Origin of the sequence: Agrococcus jejuensis, from assembly GCF_007679035.1 — a bacterium.
Lineage (GTDB): Bacteria > Actinomycetota > Actinomycetes > Actinomycetales > Microbacteriaceae > Agrococcus > Agrococcus jejuensis_A.
Genome location: NZ_VEFR01000003.1, coordinates 35,914 through 52,404 on the forward strand (window position 1 = coordinate 35,914; position 16,491 = coordinate 52,404).

Genomic DNA, 16,491 nt, shown 5'->3' on the forward strand with positions numbered 1-16,491 from the left:
TGGTGGGAGCGAGCGCGAGCGCTCAGGCGGCGAGCAGCGCGCCGAGCCAGAGGCCGACGGCGGCGAGGGCGACGCCCGCGACGAGCGTCACCGCGACGTTCGCGACCGCCGCGCGCATGCGGCGCCGGTCGGCGAGCTGCACCGTCTCGACCATCCACGTCGAGAACGTCGTGAGGCCGCCGCAGAAGCCCGTCACGACGACGAGCAGCAGCAGCGGCTCGCCACCGAGCACGCTCGTCGCGAGGCCGGCCACGAAGGCGCCCGCGAGGTTGGCGACGAGGATCGGCCACGGCAGGCGGTCGGGATGCCCCAGGCGTGCGAGGGCGAAGCGCACGACGGCGCCGACCCCGCCGGCGAGCGCCACGAGCACGATGCCGAGCCCCGCGATCACTCGTCGACCTCCATCGCCGCGCGCGGTCGGCTGCCGAGCCGCAGCCCCGCCCACGCGGCCGCGATGCCGAGCGCGATCGACGCGACCAGGTACCCGAGCGTCACGGCATCCGGATGCTGCGCCACCACGAGCGCGAGCGCGCTGAACGTCGTGAAGCCGCCGAGGACGCCCGTGCCGAGGCCCGCGCGCACCCAGTCGGGCGCGACGGGCCAGACGCGGGCGACGAGCAGCCCGAGCACGAAGGCGCCGACGACGTTGATGCCGAGGGTCTGCCACGGATGCGCGTCGAGCGTCGCGAGATCGATCGACGTGCGCAGCCCCGTGCCGAGCGCGCCGCCCACGAGCACGGCGAGCCAGGGGAGCAGTCGGCTCACCGGCGATGGCCCGAGTGGTGCTGTCTCGTGACGGGGCGCGGGCGACGCGCCGTGCCGCGGCGTGCGTCGCCGGGCAGCGGGCGCGACTCCCGCTCCTCGAGCAGCCGCGCCGACTGCAGCCGCCACGGCACGAGCGCGACGGTGACGCCGTGCGTGAGCGCGAGCCGCTGCCGCACCCGCCGCGACTTGTGGCCGTGCAGCACCCGCTCCCACCAGTGCCCGACGACGTAGGTCGGCATGTAGACGGTCACGACCTCGGGCCCGTGCTCGGCCCGGCGCTCCTCGATGTGCTCGATCACGGGCTGCGACACGTCGCGGTACGGGCTCGGCAGCAGCCGCAGCGGCACGCGGATGCCCTGTCGGATCCACGCCTTCTTCAAGCGCTTCGCCGCATCCATGTCGATCGCGGAGTGCACGGCCTCGAGCGATTCGTGCTTCGCCGCGATGGCGTAGTCGAGCGCCTTGAGCACGGGCTTCGTGAGGTCGCCGACGAGCACGATCGCGTGGTCGCCGCGCGCGCCGAACACGGTGTCGACGTCGGGCTCGATCTCGCGACGCACGCGGCCGTAGTAGCGCTGGATCGCCCACATGAGCACCCACAGCACGGGACCGATGAGGAAGACGAGGTACGCGCCGTGCGTGAACTTGGTGATGGTGACGACCACGAGCACCGTCGCCGTCGCGATGGCGCCGACGACGTTGATCGTGAAGGCGGCGGGGTTGAACTCGCTGCGCCGCCTGGGGTCGCGCTTCAGCCGCAGCCAGTGCACGACCATGCCGGTCTGCCCGAACGAGAACGACACGAAGACGCCGATGATGTACATCTGGATGAGCTGGTTGAGGTTCGCCTGCGTCAGCACGATGAGCAGCACGGCGCCGAGCGCCAGCACGACGACGCCGTTGGAGTACACGAGGCGGTCGCCGCGCGTGCGCAGCGCCTTGGGGGCGAAGCCGTGATCGGCGAGCACGCTGCCGAGCAGCGGGAACCCGTTGAACGCGGTGTTGGCGGCGAGCAGCAGCACGAGCGCCGTCGCGACGAGCAGCACGAAGAACAGCGGCGACCCGTCGCCGAACACCGCCGCGCCCAGCTGGCCGATCACCGACTGCTGCGGCGTCGTCTCGCATGCCGTGAACCCGACGAGGTCGCACGGATCCTCCGCGTAGTGCACCTGCGAGACGAGGCCGAGGAACGTGATGCCGGCGAACATCGACATCGACACGACGCCCAGCAGCACGAGCGTGATCCGCGCGTTGCGCACCTTGGGCCTGCGGAACGCGGGCACGCCGTTCGAGATCGCCTCGATGCCCGTGAGCGCCGAGCAGCCGGAGGCGAAGGCGCGCAGCAGCAGGAGCATGATGGCCGCCTGGCTCAGCGCATCCGTGTCGACCGAGTACTGCGCCGACGTGGCCACGGGGGCGTCGCCCGTGAGCGTCTGCACGAGTCCCGTCACGACCAGGACGACGACGGATGCGATGAAGAGGTAGGTGGGGATCGCGAACGCGCGCCCCGACTCGCGCACGCCGCGCAGGTTCACGGCGGCGAGCAGCACGATGAAGCCCACGGCGAGCTCGACCCGGAAGGGGTCGAGCTGCGGGAAGGCGGAGATGATGTTGTCGACGCCCGACGCGACCGACACCGCGACCGTCAGCACGTAGTCGATGAGGAGCGCGCTCGCGACGACGAGGCCCGCACGCGGACCGAGGTTGCGGTGCGCGACCTCGTAGTCGCCGCCGCCCGACGGGTACGCCTTCACCGTCTGCAGGTTGCCCGCCACGACGATCGCGATGAGCAGCATGACGCCGAGCGCCACGTACGGCGCGTTCGCGAGCATCGCGAGGCCGCCGATCGTGAGGATGAGGAACATCTCCTGCGGGCCGTACGCCACCGACGACAGCGCGTCGGACGCGAAGATCGGCAGCGCGACCTTCTTCGGCAGCAGCTCGCCCTCGAGCTGCTCGGTGGGGAGCGGCTTGCCGATGATCCAGCGCTTCGGGGAGCGCTCGTCCAGTGTCACAGCGCGTGATGCTACTCCTGGATGCGGCCCCGGGGCAGCGCCGTGACGCGCGGGTGCGAGACGCGACCGGATGCGCTGCGCGACGCCGTCGGTCCGCCGCCGCGGCCAGCGGTCGACGACCGGCGGTGCGGTACGCTTCCCTGGCTCCATCTGCGGGAGCATCTGCAGGACGTGAACGAGGAGCGCCCTTGACCAGGAAGACGATCAGCGTCGTCATCCCCAGCTACAACGAGGAACGTAGCGTCGAGGAGATGGTCGACCGCGTGACCGCGGTGTTCCGCGATCGCCTGCCCGCGTACGACTACGAGATCATCTTCGTCGACGACTTCTCGACCGACGGCACGCGCGGCACCATCCGACGCCTCGCGAAGCAGGACAGCCACGTCAAGGGCGTCTTCAACGCCAAGAACTTCGGCTTCCACCGCAACATCTTCTCGGCGCTCACCTACGGCAGCGGCGACGCCACCTTCATGCTGTTCGGCGACCTGCAGGACCCGCCCGAGAACCTCCCCGAGTTCGTCGAGCGCTGGGAGCAGGGCGACAAGGTCGTCGTCGGCCAGCGCCGCTCCAGCGACGAGGGCTGGTTCATGACCATCCTGCGCCGCGTCTACTACACGACGATCCACCACCTGTCGGACACGACGCAGATCGCGCGCTTCACGGGCTACGGCCTCTACGACCGCGAGTTCGTCGAGACGCTCAAGGACATCGACGACGTGCAGCCGTTCTTCAAGGCCATCGTCGCCGAGTACGGGCTCGACATCGCGATCGTGCAGTACGACCAGGCGAAGAGCGCCCGAGGCAAGTCGAACTTCAACTTCCTGAAGAACTACGACTTCGCGATGCAGGGCCTCACGGCCTCGACGAAGCTCATGATGCGCTTCGCGACGTTCTTCGCCGGCATCGTCGGCGTCGTGTGCCTCGGCGTCGCCGTGTTCGTGCTCATCAACAAGCTCGTCGACTGGGAGCGCTACTCGGCGGGCGAGGCATCGGTCACGGTCGGCATCTTCCTGCTGGGCGCCGTCCAGCTGTTCTTCATCGGCGTGCTGGGCGAGTACATCCTCAGCATCAACGGCCGCATCACGCGCAAGCCGCGCGTCGTCGTCGGCGAGTGGGTCAACCTGCGCGGCGGACGCACCGGTCGCCTGCCCGACGCGTCGACGGGCGAGGCCGAGCACCCGCGCCCCGAGCCGGCCTGATGCCCGAGGCAGCCGGGGCGGCGGCCGCGGCTGCCGACGTGCCCGACGCGCGCAGCGTGCGCATGCGCAGGCTCGCCATCCAGTTCGGCAAGTTCCTCATCGTCGGCGGCATCTCGTTCACGGTCGACTACGGCCTGTTCCTGCTGCTGCACACCGTGCTGGGCGTGCCGTACGTCGTCGCGAGCACGATCTCGTTCTCGCTGTCGCTCGTCCTCAACTACGTGCTCACGCTCAAGTTCGTGTTCGTGGCGCAGCCGGGCCGCTCGGTGGCCAAGGAGTTCGCGATCTACGTCGGGCTCAACATCGTGGCGCTCGGCCTCAACCAGCTCATCCTCTTCCTGTCCGTCGAGCTGCTCGGCGTGTGGCCGGAGGTGGGCAAGCTCATCGCGACGGCCATCGTGCTCGTCTACAACTTCATCGCTCGCAAGATGCTCATCGAGCGGCCCGGCCTCCGCAGGCAGGTCGCGTCGACGGGGCAGGATGCTGCGCAGACCACCGGGAAGGGCATCGAGGGATGACGAGGGACGACGCGGCTGGCCGCGAGCACGCGACGAGCGGCGCCGACGGCGTCGAGGACACCGCGGTCGCGCCCGAGCCGTCGCACGACCCCGCGACCGAGTCCGTCGTGCCGGCGACGGCCGCTGCGGCCGCCACCGCCTCCGCCTCCGCCAGCACGACCGTCGACGGCTGGCAGCCCGGCCGCGTCGGCCTCGCGCTCGACCGCGCTCAGGCGCGCGTCGGCGGGACGCTGGGCCGCGGCTCCGACGCCCTGCGCCGCAGCGTCGTCGGGCGCTGGTTCCAGCGCACCGAGCAGCCCGGCGTCGTCGACTGGCTGCTGCTCGGCGCCCTCGCGATCCTCGCGTTCGTCACCTTCCTCTACGGCGACGTGCGCGCGACGTACGAGCACTCGATGAACTTCCTCGACGCCCTGTTCACGGGACGTCTGCAGGACTTCTACCAGATCGCGATCGACAACAACACGTTCGGCCATCCCGCCGTCTACGACGTGCCCGTCTACCTCGTCTTCGGCATCTGGAACCTCCCGACCTACCTCATCCACCAGGTCACGGGCTTCGACTACCTGAGCTCGGTGCCCGGCCAGCTGTGGCTCAAGGCGATGATGGTGTTCTTCCTCGCCCTCGCGGCGAAGAAGGTCATCGACATCGCGCGCACCGCGGGCCTCACGCGGCAGCGGTCGCGCTGGGTCGGCTTCTTCCTCGTGAGCTCGATGGCCGCGTTCGTGCCCGTGCTCGTGATCGTGCAGTACGACATCGTGTCGGTCGCGCTCATGCTGCTGGGCATCCACGCCTACATGCGCGGCCGCACCCGCTCGTTCCTGCTGTGGTTCCTCGCCGCCAACACCATGAAGCTCTTCGCGGTGTTCGTGTTCATCCCGCTGATCCTGCTGCGCGAGAAGCGCCTCGCGCACGCGGCGGGTCAGCTCGTCGTCGGCATGCTCGGCCTGCTCGCGTGCAAGCTGCTCTACCGCGGCGACCTGGCCTACGCGATCTCGACCGGCGGCTTCACGACCGACATGCTCGATCGGCTCACGATCTCGGGCTTCGACTGGCACTCGGGCGTCACCGTGCCCGCGTTCGTCGTGCTCATGGTGTGCCTCGTCGCCTTCGCGTACCTCAAGCGCATCACGAGCGATCGCGAGCTGATCGCGTTCGCGATCTACATCCCGCTCGTCGCGTTCCTCGGCTTCTGCGTGCTCGTGCCGCTCAACCCGTACTGGATCACGCTCGTCGCCCCGTTCGCGGTGCTCATCATCTTCCTCAACCCGCGCTTCCTCGTGTTCAACACGCTCGTCGAGACGGCCGTCGGGCTCGTGCTGCTCATCACGTACGGACTCGTCGGCTTCTCGATGTACAACGCGGGCATCTTCGACGACCTCCTGCTCGGCCAGGTGGTGCCGCCGGCCGCGTCGCCGCGGTGGTCGACCCTGCAGGAGCTGCTCACGGGCGTGGGGCTCGCCGGGCTCGTGCCCTTCATCGTCGGCTTCCTCGTGGCCTGCCTCATCGTGACGCTCGTCGTCAACTACCCGCGTCGCGCGTTCGTGCTCGGGATGCCGAACGTCGAGCGCGTGCCGCGCACGGTCGTGCTCGTGCGCCTCGCCGCCATCGCCGCCTTCATGGGGCTGCTGTTCGCGATGTACCTCGTGCCGGCGCGACCGGTCGCGTACTCGTCGGCAACGAGCACGCCCGTCCCCAACCCCACCGACCTGCTCGTCGCCGGCAACGTCGTCGAGCAGGAGATCGTCTTCGACGACGACCTCGCCGTGACGCAGCTCGAGGTCGGCTTCGACGCGCAGGTCTCGTGGCTGAACACCGCAGCGGTGAACGTGGAGCTGCTCGGACCCGACGGCGCAGCCGTCTCCGCGGGCTCGGCGCCCGTCAACACGCTCGGCGTCGGCGTCACGGCCTTCGACACCGGCGACCTCGTGCTCGAGGCGGGGGAGACGTACACGCTGCGCCTCACCGCGGGGCAGAGCGACGCGGGCGGCCAGCTGCTCGTGCAGCTCAACCCCGAGCAGGACACCTTCACGACGACGTCGAACGGCGTCGAGGTGCTCGGCGACGTCGTGCTCGTGCTCGACGGCGCCCTGCGGTAGCGCCGACCGCGACCCCGCGTGGTCTGAGACAGCGTGCTGCATCCGGCAGGATGCTGTGCAGACTCCAAGAAGGGCATCGACCGATGACGACGGATCACACGGCCGACCGTGAGCACCCCCAGGGCGACGGGTCGACCGCCGGTCCCCGCGACGTCGAGCCGACGAGCGTCGCCGCGACCGCGGGCGCGGGCGGCGCGGCAGCAGCGACGCCCGGTGTCGCATCCGCAGGCTCGGCGACCACGACCGCGCCCGTCCCCGCGGCCGAGCGCGGACGCCAGCCCGGCCGCGTCGGGCTCGCGCTCGACCGAGCGCAGGAGCGCGTCGGGTCGGCGGTCGGTCGTGGCATGGATGCCGTCGGCGGCAGCCGCGCGGGTCGCTGGTTCCAGCGCACCGAGCAGCCCGGCCTCGTCGACTGGCTGCTGCTCGGCGCGATCGTCGTCTTCTCGTTCGTCACGTTCCTCTACGCCGACGTGCGGGCGACGTTCGACCACTCGCTGAACCTGCTCGACGCGATCTTCGCGGGACGCGTGCAGGACTTCTACCAGATCGCCATCGACCAGACGCTGTCGGGTCACCCCGCCGTCTACGACGTGCCGGTGTACCTCGTCTTCGCCATCTGGAACCTGCCGACGTGGATCATCGTCCAGCTCACGGGCCTCGACTACATGGAGTCGGTGCCCGCCCTGCTGTGGGCGAAGGCGATGATGGTGTTCTTCCTCGCGGTCGCGGCGAAGGCGGTCGTCGACATCGCGCGCACCGCAGGTCTCACGCGGCAGCGGTCGCGCTGGGTGGGCTTCTTCCTCGTGAGCTCGATGGCCGCGTTCGTGCCCGTGCTCGTGGTCGTGCAGTACGACGTCATCTCCGTCGCCTTCATGCTGCTGGGGATCCACGCCTACATGCGCGGGCGCACCCGCTCGTTCCTGCTGTGGTTCCTCGCCGCCAACACCCTGAAGCTCTTCGCGGTGTTCGTGTTCATCCCGCTGATCCTGCTGCGCGAGAAGCGCGTCATCCCCGCAGCCGGCCAGCTCGTGGTCGGCATGCTGGGGCTCGTGGCCTGCAAGCTGCTGTACCGCGGCGACCTCGCCTACGAGATCTCGACGGGACGCTTCACCGACGACATGCTCGATCGGCTGCTCTACGTGGGCTTCGACTGGCACTCGGGCATCACGGCGTCGCTGTTCGTCGGCCTCATGGTGGGCCTCGTGATCTTCGCGTACGCCAAGCGCGTCGCCGACGACCGCGAGCGCATCGCGTTCGCGATCTACATCCCGCTCGTCGCGTTCCTCGGCTTCTGCGTGCTCGTGCCGATCAACCCGTACTGGATGATGCTCGCGGCGCCGTTCAGCGTGCTCATCATCTTCCTCAACCCGCGGTTCCTCGTGCTCAACACCCTGCTCGAGACCTTCACGGGCCTGGCGCTGATCGCGGCGTACACGCTGCTCGGCTGGCTGACGTACGGCGGCATCATCGAGTACCTGCTGTTCGGCCAGCTCGTGCCGCGCGCCGATCCGCAGCGCTGGTACTCCGTGCAGGACATGTGGCCGGGAGACGTGACCTGGGAGCGCGTGCCGTTCCTCGTCGCCTTCGCCATCACGTGCTTCGTCGCGACGCTCGTGCTCAACTACCCGCGCCGCGCGTTCCTGGCGGGCATGCCGAACGTCGAGCGCATCCCGCGGTCGGTCGTGCTCGTGCGCCTCGGCGTGCTCGCGTCGTTCCTCGCGCTCATCGTCGCGACCTACGTCGTGCCGGCCCGTGCCGTCGCCTACTCCTCGGCGTCGCCGACGGTCGAGCCCGTGCCCGACACGACGGACCTGCTGCTGCCCGGCAACGTCGTGGAGCAGGAGATGGTCTTCGCCGACGACATCGCGGTGACGCGGATGGAGATCGGCTTCGACGCGGGCGAGGTGGTGTGGGTCAACGTCTCGGCGCTGCACGTCGAGCTGCTCGCCTCCGACGGCACCGCCGTGTACACGGGCACGGCGCCCGTCAACACCCTCGAGGTCGGCGTGACGCCCTTCGACACCGGCGACCTCGTGCTCGAGGCCGGCGAGACGTACACGCTGCGGCTCACCGCCGACGAGAACGACGAGGGCGGCCAGGTGCTCGTGCAGCTCAACCCCGAGCAGGACTCGTTCGTCACGACGGCCAACGGCGTCGTGATCCCCGGCGACATCGTGCTCGTGCTCGACGGCGCGACCCGATAGCGCGAGCGGCGCGGCGTGCGGGTCGACCGCGTCCGCGCCCCAGTATCCTGACGGACGGCGACTGGCGCCGTCGGCGCGAGCCGAGACGAGAGAGGGTGGCTGCGGTGCAGCGAACGTGCCTGGTGACGGGCGGTGCCGGATTCATCGGCACCGAGCTGCTGCGACAGACGCTCGGGCAGTACGACCGCGTGGTCGTGCTCGACTCCCTGCTGCCGCAGGTGCACGCGACCGCCCCCGAGCTGCCCGCGGGCGTCGAGCTCGTCGTGGGCGACGTCGCCGACGCGTCGGCATGGGCGGAGGTCGTCGGCGCGCTGCGCGATGCCGGTCGCCTCGACGTCGTGCACCTCGCCGCCGAGACCGGCACCGGGCAGTCGCTCGCCGAGCCGTCGCGGCACGCGCTCGCCAACGTCGTCGGCACGACGCGGCTCACCGAGGCGCTCGACGCCGCATCCGCTCGCCCGGACCGGATCGTGCTCGCCTCGTCGCGCGCCGTGTACGGCGAGGGCGCCTGGTCGTTCGCCGGCGAGCTGCGCTACCCGGGTCAGCGCGGCGTCGAGCAGCTCTCCGCAGGCCAGTGGGACTTCCCGGGCGCCGAGCCCGTGGCCATGCGGGCCGACGTCGTGCACCCCGACCCCGTGAGCGTCTACGGCGCCACGAAGCTCGCGCAGGAGCACCTGCTCGCCGCCTGGTGCGTCGCGCACGACGTGCCCCTCACCGTGCTGCGCCTGCAGAACGTGTACGGCGTGGGCCAGTCGCTCACGAACTCCTACACGGGCATCCTGCCGCTCTTCTGCCGCATGGCACGCGAGGGTCGCGCGATCCCGCTCTACGAGGACGGCCTCGTGCGCCGCGACTTCGTGCACGTGTCCGACGTCGTCGCCGCGATGCGCGCTGCGCTCGCCGCGTCGACCCCGGGCGTCGAGACGCTCGACGTCGGCTCGGGGGAGTACGCGACCGTCGAGCACGTCGCGGGCGTCATCGCCGCCGCGTACGGCTCGCCGGCCCCGCAGGTCTCCGGCGACTTCCGTCATGGCGACGTGCGGCATGCCTGGGCCGACACGTCGCGCACCGAGTCGGTGCTCGGGTGGGCGGCCGCGGTGCCGCTCGACGCCGGTCTGCGCGAGCTCGTGTCGTGGGTCGACGCGCAGCTCGGCGCTGCGACGCCCACGGCCTGACGCCTCGACCCTCGATCCGCGCCGCGGATCTGCGCGAGCCTGCCCGCGATCGCTTGACGTTGACGCAGCGTCAACTCCTACCGTGGTCGGCATGGAGTGGTCGATCCAGCAGCTCGCACGCCTCGCCGGCGTGACCTCGCGCACCCTGCGCCACTACGGCGACGTCGGGCTGCTCGAGGCGAGCCGCATCGGCACGAATGGGTACCGCTACTACGACGCCCGCTCGCTGGCTCGGCTGCAGCGCATCCTGCTGCTGCGGCAGCTCGGCGTCGGCATCCCCGCCATCCGGGAGTCGCTCGCGGGCGGCTCGGATGCGGACGCCCTGGAGCACCACCTGCGATGGCTGCGCCAGGAGCGCGACCGCATCGACCGGCAGATCCACGCCGTGGAGCACACGGTCACGACGACGAGAGAAGGAGGCGCCATGGACGCGCAGCGGGCCTTCGACGGGTTCGACCACACGCGGTACGAGCAGGAGGTCACCGAGCGGTGGGGTGCCGAGGCGTGGCGCTCGGGACAGGACTGGTGGGGCTCGCTCGGCGACGAGGGTCGCGCGGCGTTCCAGCAGGAGCACGTCGACCTCGTCGCCGGCTACGCCGCGGCGCGCGAGGCGGGCGAGCCGCCGACCGCCGACGCGGTGCAGGCGCTCGCGGCGCGGCACTGGCGGTGGATCGCCGCGAGCTGGCAGCGCGAGCCCGAGGTCGAGGCGTTCGTCGGCCTCGCCGAGACGTACGCGGCCGACGAGCGCTTCGCGACGACGTACGGCGGAGCCGAGTCGGCGGCGTATGTGCGGGACGCGATGCGGGCGTACGCGAAGGGCCGCTGAGCCCCGCCACCAGCTGGTCGAGGAGCGCGCGAGCCGCCAGGCGAGCACGCGTCACGAGACCGCGCGACCGCTGCTCCCGCCCAGCCACGCGCGTGATCACGTCGAGCGGGCACGTCGCGAGGTCTCGTGACGCGGAGGCGCTGCGCGCCTGCGCTCCTCGACCAGCTGGTGGCCGGCCTCGACGAGCGTCGGGAGGAGCCGCGCGCGGGCGGCCGACGTCACGCAGCCGCACTGTTACGACGCGTGACGGCTCGGCATGCGACGATCCGCCGCCCTCCGTAGCGTCGGCAGGGTCGGGAGGAGCCCATCGTGGCCGCAGTCGAGCTCGGCGACCGCCTCGCAGGCCTGTCGCTCGGACGCTCCACTCCCGCGACCGTGCGCGTCACCGGCCTCGGCCGCGCGTTCGGCGACCGCCCCGTGCTCGAGGGCGTCGACCTCGAGGTCGCCCCCGGCGAGATCGTCGCCATCCTCGGCGCCTCCGGCTCGGGCAAGTCGACGCTGCTGCGCATCGTCGGCGGCCTCGACGCCGCCACGGCGGGCACCGTCACGATCGACGACCACGTCGTCGCCGGCATCGACGACCGCGTCGCGATCGGCTTCCAGGAGCCGCGGCTGCTGCCGTGGCGCACCGTGGCCGACAACGTCGCCTACGGCCTCCCGTCCGGCATCGCGAAGGACGCGGGCCGCGCCCGCGTCGCGGCGCTGCTCGAGCTCGTCGGCCTCGACGACTTCGCCGGCCACCGTCCGCGTGCCATCTCGGGCGGCATGGCGCAGCGCACCTCCCTCGCTCGTGCGCTCGCTCGCGACCCCGGCGTGCTGCTGCTCGACGAGCCGTTCGGCGCGCTCGACGCCCTCACCCGCATGCGCATGCAGGACCTCCTGCTCGGCGTGCTCGACACGGCGCCGACCACGGTGCTGCTCGTGACCCACGATGTCGAGGAGGCGCTGCAGGTCGCCGACCGCGTCGTGCTGCTCGGCACCGAGCCGGATCGGGCGGGTGCGCGCATCCAGCAGATCGTGACCGTGCCCGGCGCACGCCCTCGCGATCGCGGCTCCGCCGAGCTCGCCGAGCTGCGGGCCGAGCTGCTCGCGGGCCTCGGCATCGACCGGCACGCGCACTAGACCCGTCCTCCCTTCGTCCTCCCTCCCGACCCAGCACCGAGAGATCCCCATGGCGCGCACCACCACCTCCCGCCTCGCCGCCCTCGCGGCAGGCGCCACCGCAGCCCTGCTCGCCCTCACGGGCTGCGTCGCCGGCGAGGACGCTCCCGCCGAGTCCGGCTCGGCGGACGGCGGCACGACCACCACCGTCGACATCGACTGGGCGACGTACAACCCGCTGTCGATCGTCATCCGCGACCAGGGATGGCTCGAGGACGCCGGCTACGACGTGAACTGGGTGCAGTCGCTCGGCTCGTCGGCCGCCAACGAGGCGCTGCGCTCGGGCGCGATCGACTTCGGGTCGACGGCCGGCTCGGCCGCGCTGCTCGCACGCGCGAACGGCGCCCCGCAGCAGATCGTGACCGTGGTCGCGCAGCCCGAGTGGGCATCGATCGTGACGCCCGAGGGCTCCGACATCACCTCGGTCGAGCAGCTGCAGGGCCGCACGGTCGCCGCCGCGCTCGGCACCGACCCGTACTTCTTCCTCGTGCAGTCGCTCGAGCAGGCGGGCCTGTCGATCGACGACGTCACGGTCGAGAACCTCGCGCACGCCGACGGCTGGGCGGCGTTGCAGGGTGGCTCGGTGGATGCGTGGGCCGGTCTCGACCCCATCACCGCCACGGCCGAGGCCGCGGGAGCGACGATCCTCGCCACCGACCTGTCGCTCAACTCCTACTCGGTGCTCAACGCGTCCGAGGAGATCATCGAGTCGGACCCCGAGCTCGTGCAGACCGTCGCCGACCTCTACGAGCAGGCGCGCGAGTGGGCGCTCGCGAACCCCGACGAGATGGCGCAGCTGCTCGCCGACGCCGCCGCGATCGACCTGTCGGTCGCCCAGGTGGTCATCGACGAGCGCGAGGGGCTCGACGTGTCGGGCGTGCCCGGCGACGAGCTGCTGTCGGTGCTCGGCCCGATCGGCGCGATCCAGGTCGAGATCGGCGACGTCGCCTCGCAGGATGCGATCGACGCGGCGCTCGACACGATCCTCGCACCGCAGTTCGCGGAGCAGGCGGTCGACGCCGGATGACCGAGTCCGCGACCCTCCGCCCGACGTCGGCCGCCGCCGACGCCGCGGAGCTCGACGCCGCCCGCCCCCGCGGGCGGCGTCGACCGCGTCGCGGCGCGCTCGCGAACCCCGCCGTGCGCGTCGCGCTCGGTGCCCTCATCCCGCTCGTGCTGCTCGGCATCTGGTGGGCGCTCACGATCCCCGGCGCGGCGATCGTGCCGCCGTACCGCTTCGCGAGCCCCCTCGCCGTCTGGCAGGCGGGCGTCGACCTCGCCGAGCGCGGCGAGCTCGGCCGCTTCGCCGCGATCTCGCTGCAGCGCGTGCTGCTCGGCTTCGCCGCGGGCGCCGCCCTGGGTCTCGTCGCCGGCGGCCTCGTGGGCCTCTCGCGGCTGTTCGAGTCGCTGCTCGGGCCGTTCCTCGGCATCGTGCGCGCCGTGCCGAGCCTCGCATGGGTGCCGCTGCTCATCGTCTGGTTCCAGATCGGCGAGCAGTCGAAGGTCATCCTCGTGGCGATCGGCGCGTTCTTCCCCGTCTTCACCACCGTCTCGCTCGCGCTGCACCACGTCGATCGGGGCCTCGTCGAGGTCGCGCGCGCGTTCGGTCGCCGCACGCTCGGCACCTTCCTCTCGGTGCAGCTGCCGTCGGTGCTGCCGGCGGTCTTCACGGGCCTGCGGCTCGCGCTCGTGCAGGCGTGGCTCTTCCTCGTCGCCGCCGAGCTGCTCGGCGCGTCGATGGGCCTCGGATTCCTGCTCTCGCGCGGGCAGTCGAACGGTCGCCTCGACCACATCCTGCTCGCGATCATCCTGCTCGCCGTCGCCGGCAAGCTCACCGACTCGGTGCTCGCGCTCGTGCAGCGCTGGGCCGCGAGGCGCTGGTCGTGAGCGCGCTCGACGCCCTGCGGCTCGAGACGCGCGCGTTCCCGCCGCCCGCCGCGATCGCGGCCGAGGCGAACGTCGGGCCGGACGTGTGGGATGCGGCCGCCGCCGACCCCGACGCGTTCTGGGCCGCCGCGGCCGAGCGCCTCGACTGGGTGCGCCCGTGGGACACGGTGCGCACGTGGCAGCCCGCCGAGCCGACCGGCGCGACGAACGCCGACGGCACCCCCGAGCTCACGGTGCCGGCCGCGACGTGGTTCGCCGGCGGCACGCTCAACGCATCCGTGCAGTGCGTCGACCGGCACGTGGATGCCGGGCACGGCGACCGCGTCGCGACGTACTTCGAGGGCGAGCCGGGCGACCGTCGCACCGTGACGTACGGCGAGCTGCAGCGCGAGGTCGCCCGCGCGGCGAACGCGCTGACGGCGCTCGGCGTCGAGCCGGGCGACCGCGTCGTCGTGGTGCTGCCGCCGCTCGTCGAGACGCTCGTCGTCACGCTCGCGATCGCCCGCATCGGCGCCGTGCACTCGCTCGTGTTCGGCGGATTCAGCGCCGACGCCGTGCGGTTCCGCCTCGAGGACACCGGCGCGAAGGTGCTCGTGACGAGCGACGGCCAGCACCGCCGCGGGCAGGCCGTGGGCGTGAAGGAGCGCATGGATCGCGCCGCCGAGGGCGTCGCATCCCTCGAGCACGTGCTCGTCGTGCGGCGCACAGGCGATCTGACCCCCGACACCCCGTGGACCGAGGGGCGCGACGTGTGGTGGCACGAGGCGCTCGGCGCCGCCGCGGACACCCACGAGCCGCAGGCGTTCGACGCCGAGCATCCGCTCTTCATCATCTACACGTCGGGCACGACCGGCCGCCCCAAGGGCCTCGTGCATACGACCGGCGGCTACCTGACGCAGGCGTCGTGGACGCACTGGGCCGCGTTCGACCACAAGCCCACCGACGTGCACTGGTGCACCGCCGACCTCGCATGGGTCACGGCGCACACGTACGCGATCTACGGTCCGCTGTCGAACGGCGCGACGCAGGTGCTCTACGAGGGCACGCCCGACGCCGGCCACAAGGGCCGTCACCTCGAGATCGTCGAGCGCTACGGCGTCACGACGTACTACACGGCGCCGACGCTCGTGCGATCGCTCATGACGTGGTTCCCCGACGGCTTCGGCGAGGGGCCGCATGCGGGGGAGTGGGACCTGTCGACCATCCGTCTGCTCGGCTCGGTCGGCGAGGCCATCAACCCCGAGGCGTGGATGTGGTTCCGCGAGCACGTCGGGGCCGGCACGGCGCCGATCGTCGACACGTGGTGGCAGTCCGAGACGGGCGCCGCGATCCTCGCGCCGCTGCCGGGCGCATCCACGCTCAAGCCCGGCTCGGCGACGCGCGCGATGCCGGGCGTCGCCGCGCGCATCGTCGACGAGCACGGCGAGACCGTGCCGTACGGGAAGGGCGGCTACCTCGTGGTCGACCGCCCCGGCCCGGGCCTCGCCCGCACGGTGTGGGGCGACCCCGAGCGCTACCGCGATGCCTACTGGGCGCGCTTCTGGCAGCAGGGCGCGTTCTTCTCGGGCGACGGCGCCGCGTGGGATGCCGACGGCGACATCTGGGTGCTCGGCCGCGTCGACGACGTCATCAACGTGTCCGGCCATCGCCTGTCGACCATCGAGATCGAGTCGGCGCTCGTCGCGCATCCCGCCGTCGGCGAGGCCGCGGTCGTGGGCGTGGAGGATGCGCTCACCGGCCACGCGATCTGCGCGTTCGTGACGGCGTCGCGCGGGCACGAGCCCGGCGTCGGCGGCCGCGATCCGCACGTCGACGAGCTCGCCGCATCCCTGCGCGACCACGTGGCCGACGCGATCGGCCCCGTCGCGAAGCCGCGGCACGTCGTCGTCGTGCCCGACCTGCCGCGCACCCGATCGGGCAAGATCATGCGCCGCCTGCTCGTCGACGTGTTCGACGGCCGGCCGCTGGGCGACACGACCTCCCTCACCGACGAGACGGTGCCCGAGCGCATCCACGCCGTCGTGCACGGCGCCTGACGGGACGAACCGAGGCGCTCGGCCACTCCGTGCCCGAGCCCACCTGGTACAGGCGAGCCGCTGATCGGGTGAGGAGATGTACACGTGAGCGGGCCGACAGACCCGTCTGGTGCCCTGCCCCTCCGCTCACGTGCACATCTCGCCCTGTCGTCGTGGCGGAATGTGCGCGAATCCGGCCTTTCGCGACGCTCAGCGCCGCGAGTGCTCGGATTCGTGCACATCTCAGTGCGCGTCAGGCGTCGGCGGGGTCCTGCCACTCCTGCACGATCTCGGGCGACGCGTGCACGCACATGATGCGCAGCACGCCGTCGCCGGTGTTCGTGAAGCCGTGCCACGTGTCCGGCTGCACGACGGCGGTGTCGCCGGTGCGGGCCACGATCGCGTCGTCGCCGAGGCGGATCGTCGCCTCGCCCTCCAGCACCGTCCAGGTCTCGGTGTAGGGATGCCGGTGCAGGCTAGGCCCCTGGCCCGGGTCGTTCGTCACGAGGAAGAACGAGATGCCCGAGCCGTGCTCGGCGCCGACGAAGCGCAGGGTGCGCGACTCGGCGACGCGGATCGCATCCGCGGGGATGACGGCCATGATGGCTCCTCTCGGGATCGCGAGCGATG

The 16,491-nt window shown here is 71.8% G+C and carries 14 protein-coding genes; 10 read left to right on the forward strand and 4 right to left on the reverse strand.

Annotation, left to right across the window (positions count from 1 at the left end; genetic code table 11):
* Positions 1-22: 22 nt before the first annotated feature.
* From FS793_RS10610 to FS793_RS10620, 3 genes are read right to left on the reverse strand one after another with little or no spacing between them, the layout of a single operon-like run.
* A complete protein-coding gene (locus FS793_RS10610) occupies positions 23-391 on the reverse strand; it encodes a fluoride efflux transporter FluC (protein WP_144720494.1) in 369 nt (122 codons plus the stop codon).
* Positions 388-765, reverse strand: a complete 378-nt coding sequence (locus FS793_RS10615; protein ID WP_144720495.1) for a fluoride efflux transporter FluC — start codon at positions 763-765, stop codon at positions 388-390. The genes FS793_RS10610 and FS793_RS10615 overlap by 4 nt, the downstream gene beginning before the upstream one ends.
* Positions 762-2,780, reverse strand: coding sequence for an APC family permease (locus FS793_RS10620; RefSeq protein ID WP_186329494.1), 2,019 nt, complete (start codon positions 2,778-2,780; stop codon positions 762-764). Before FS793_RS10620 ends, FS793_RS10615 begins: the two co-directional genes overlap by 4 nt.
* A gap of 188 nt (positions 2,781-2,968) precedes the next feature.
* On the opposite strand from FS793_RS10620, the gene FS793_RS10625 reads away from it, so the two are divergent.
* The 10 genes from FS793_RS10625 (at position 2,969) to acs (ending at position 15,882) form a co-directional block, all read left to right on the forward strand.
* Positions 2,969-3,979 carry a glycosyltransferase family 2 protein gene (locus FS793_RS10625; protein WP_222123740.1) on the forward strand — a complete coding sequence of 337 codons (1,011 nt, stop codon included), beginning with the start codon at positions 2,969-2,971 and terminating at the stop codon, positions 3,977-3,979.
* Positions 3,979-4,497, forward strand: coding sequence for a GtrA family protein (locus FS793_RS10630; protein ID WP_144720497.1), 519 nt, complete (start codon positions 3,979-3,981; stop codon positions 4,495-4,497). The genes FS793_RS10625 and FS793_RS10630 overlap by 1 nt, the downstream gene beginning before the upstream one ends.
* The gene (locus tag FS793_RS10635; RefSeq protein WP_144720498.1) at positions 4,494-6,593 is read left to right on the forward strand and encodes a hypothetical protein; all 2,100 of its coding nucleotides are present in this window, start codon (positions 4,494-4,496) and stop codon (positions 6,591-6,593) included. Before FS793_RS10630 ends, FS793_RS10635 begins: the two co-directional genes overlap by 4 nt.
* A gap of 83 nt (positions 6,594-6,676) precedes the next feature.
* Entirely contained in the window at positions 6,677-8,797 is a 2,121-nt protein-coding gene (locus FS793_RS10640) for a YfhO family protein (protein WP_144720499.1), read from the forward strand.
* A 104-nt stretch (positions 8,798-8,901) separates the two neighbouring features.
* On the forward strand, positions 8,902-9,972 hold the full coding sequence (locus tag FS793_RS10645; protein ID WP_144720500.1) for an NAD-dependent epimerase/dehydratase family protein: 1,071 nt from the start codon (positions 8,902-8,904) through the stop codon (positions 9,970-9,972).
* Between the two features lie 91 nt (positions 9,973-10,063).
* The gene (locus tag FS793_RS10650) at positions 10,064-10,798 is read left to right on the forward strand and encodes a MerR family transcriptional regulator (RefSeq protein WP_144720501.1); all 735 of its coding nucleotides are present in this window, start codon (positions 10,064-10,066) and stop codon (positions 10,796-10,798) included.
* A 309-nt stretch (positions 10,799-11,107) separates the two neighbouring features.
* Positions 11,108-11,920: an ABC transporter ATP-binding protein gene (locus tag FS793_RS10655; RefSeq protein WP_222123742.1), complete on the forward strand. Its 813-nt coding sequence runs from the start codon at positions 11,108-11,110 to the stop codon at positions 11,918-11,920.
* A 49-nt stretch (positions 11,921-11,969) separates the two neighbouring features.
* Positions 11,970-12,986: an aliphatic sulfonate ABC transporter substrate-binding protein gene (locus FS793_RS10660; protein ID WP_144720502.1), complete on the forward strand. Its 1,017-nt coding sequence runs from the start codon at positions 11,970-11,972 to the stop codon at positions 12,984-12,986.
* On the forward strand, positions 12,983-13,846 hold the full coding sequence (locus FS793_RS16615) for an ABC transporter permease (RefSeq protein ID WP_260980123.1): 864 nt from the start codon (positions 12,983-12,985) through the stop codon (positions 13,844-13,846). Before FS793_RS10660 ends, FS793_RS16615 begins: the two co-directional genes overlap by 4 nt.
* Entirely contained in the window at positions 13,837-15,882 is a 2,046-nt protein-coding gene (gene acs / locus FS793_RS10665) for an acetate--CoA ligase (RefSeq protein ID WP_440130466.1), read from the forward strand. Before FS793_RS16615 ends, acs begins: the two co-directional genes overlap by 10 nt.
* Positions 15,883-16,114: 232 nt before the next feature.
* On the opposite strand, the gene FS793_RS10670 is transcribed toward acs, so the two are convergent.
* On the reverse strand, positions 16,115-16,462 hold the full coding sequence (locus tag FS793_RS10670; RefSeq protein ID WP_144720504.1) for a cupin domain-containing protein: 348 nt from the start codon (positions 16,460-16,462) through the stop codon (positions 16,115-16,117).
* Positions 16,463-16,491: the final 29 nt, after the last annotated feature.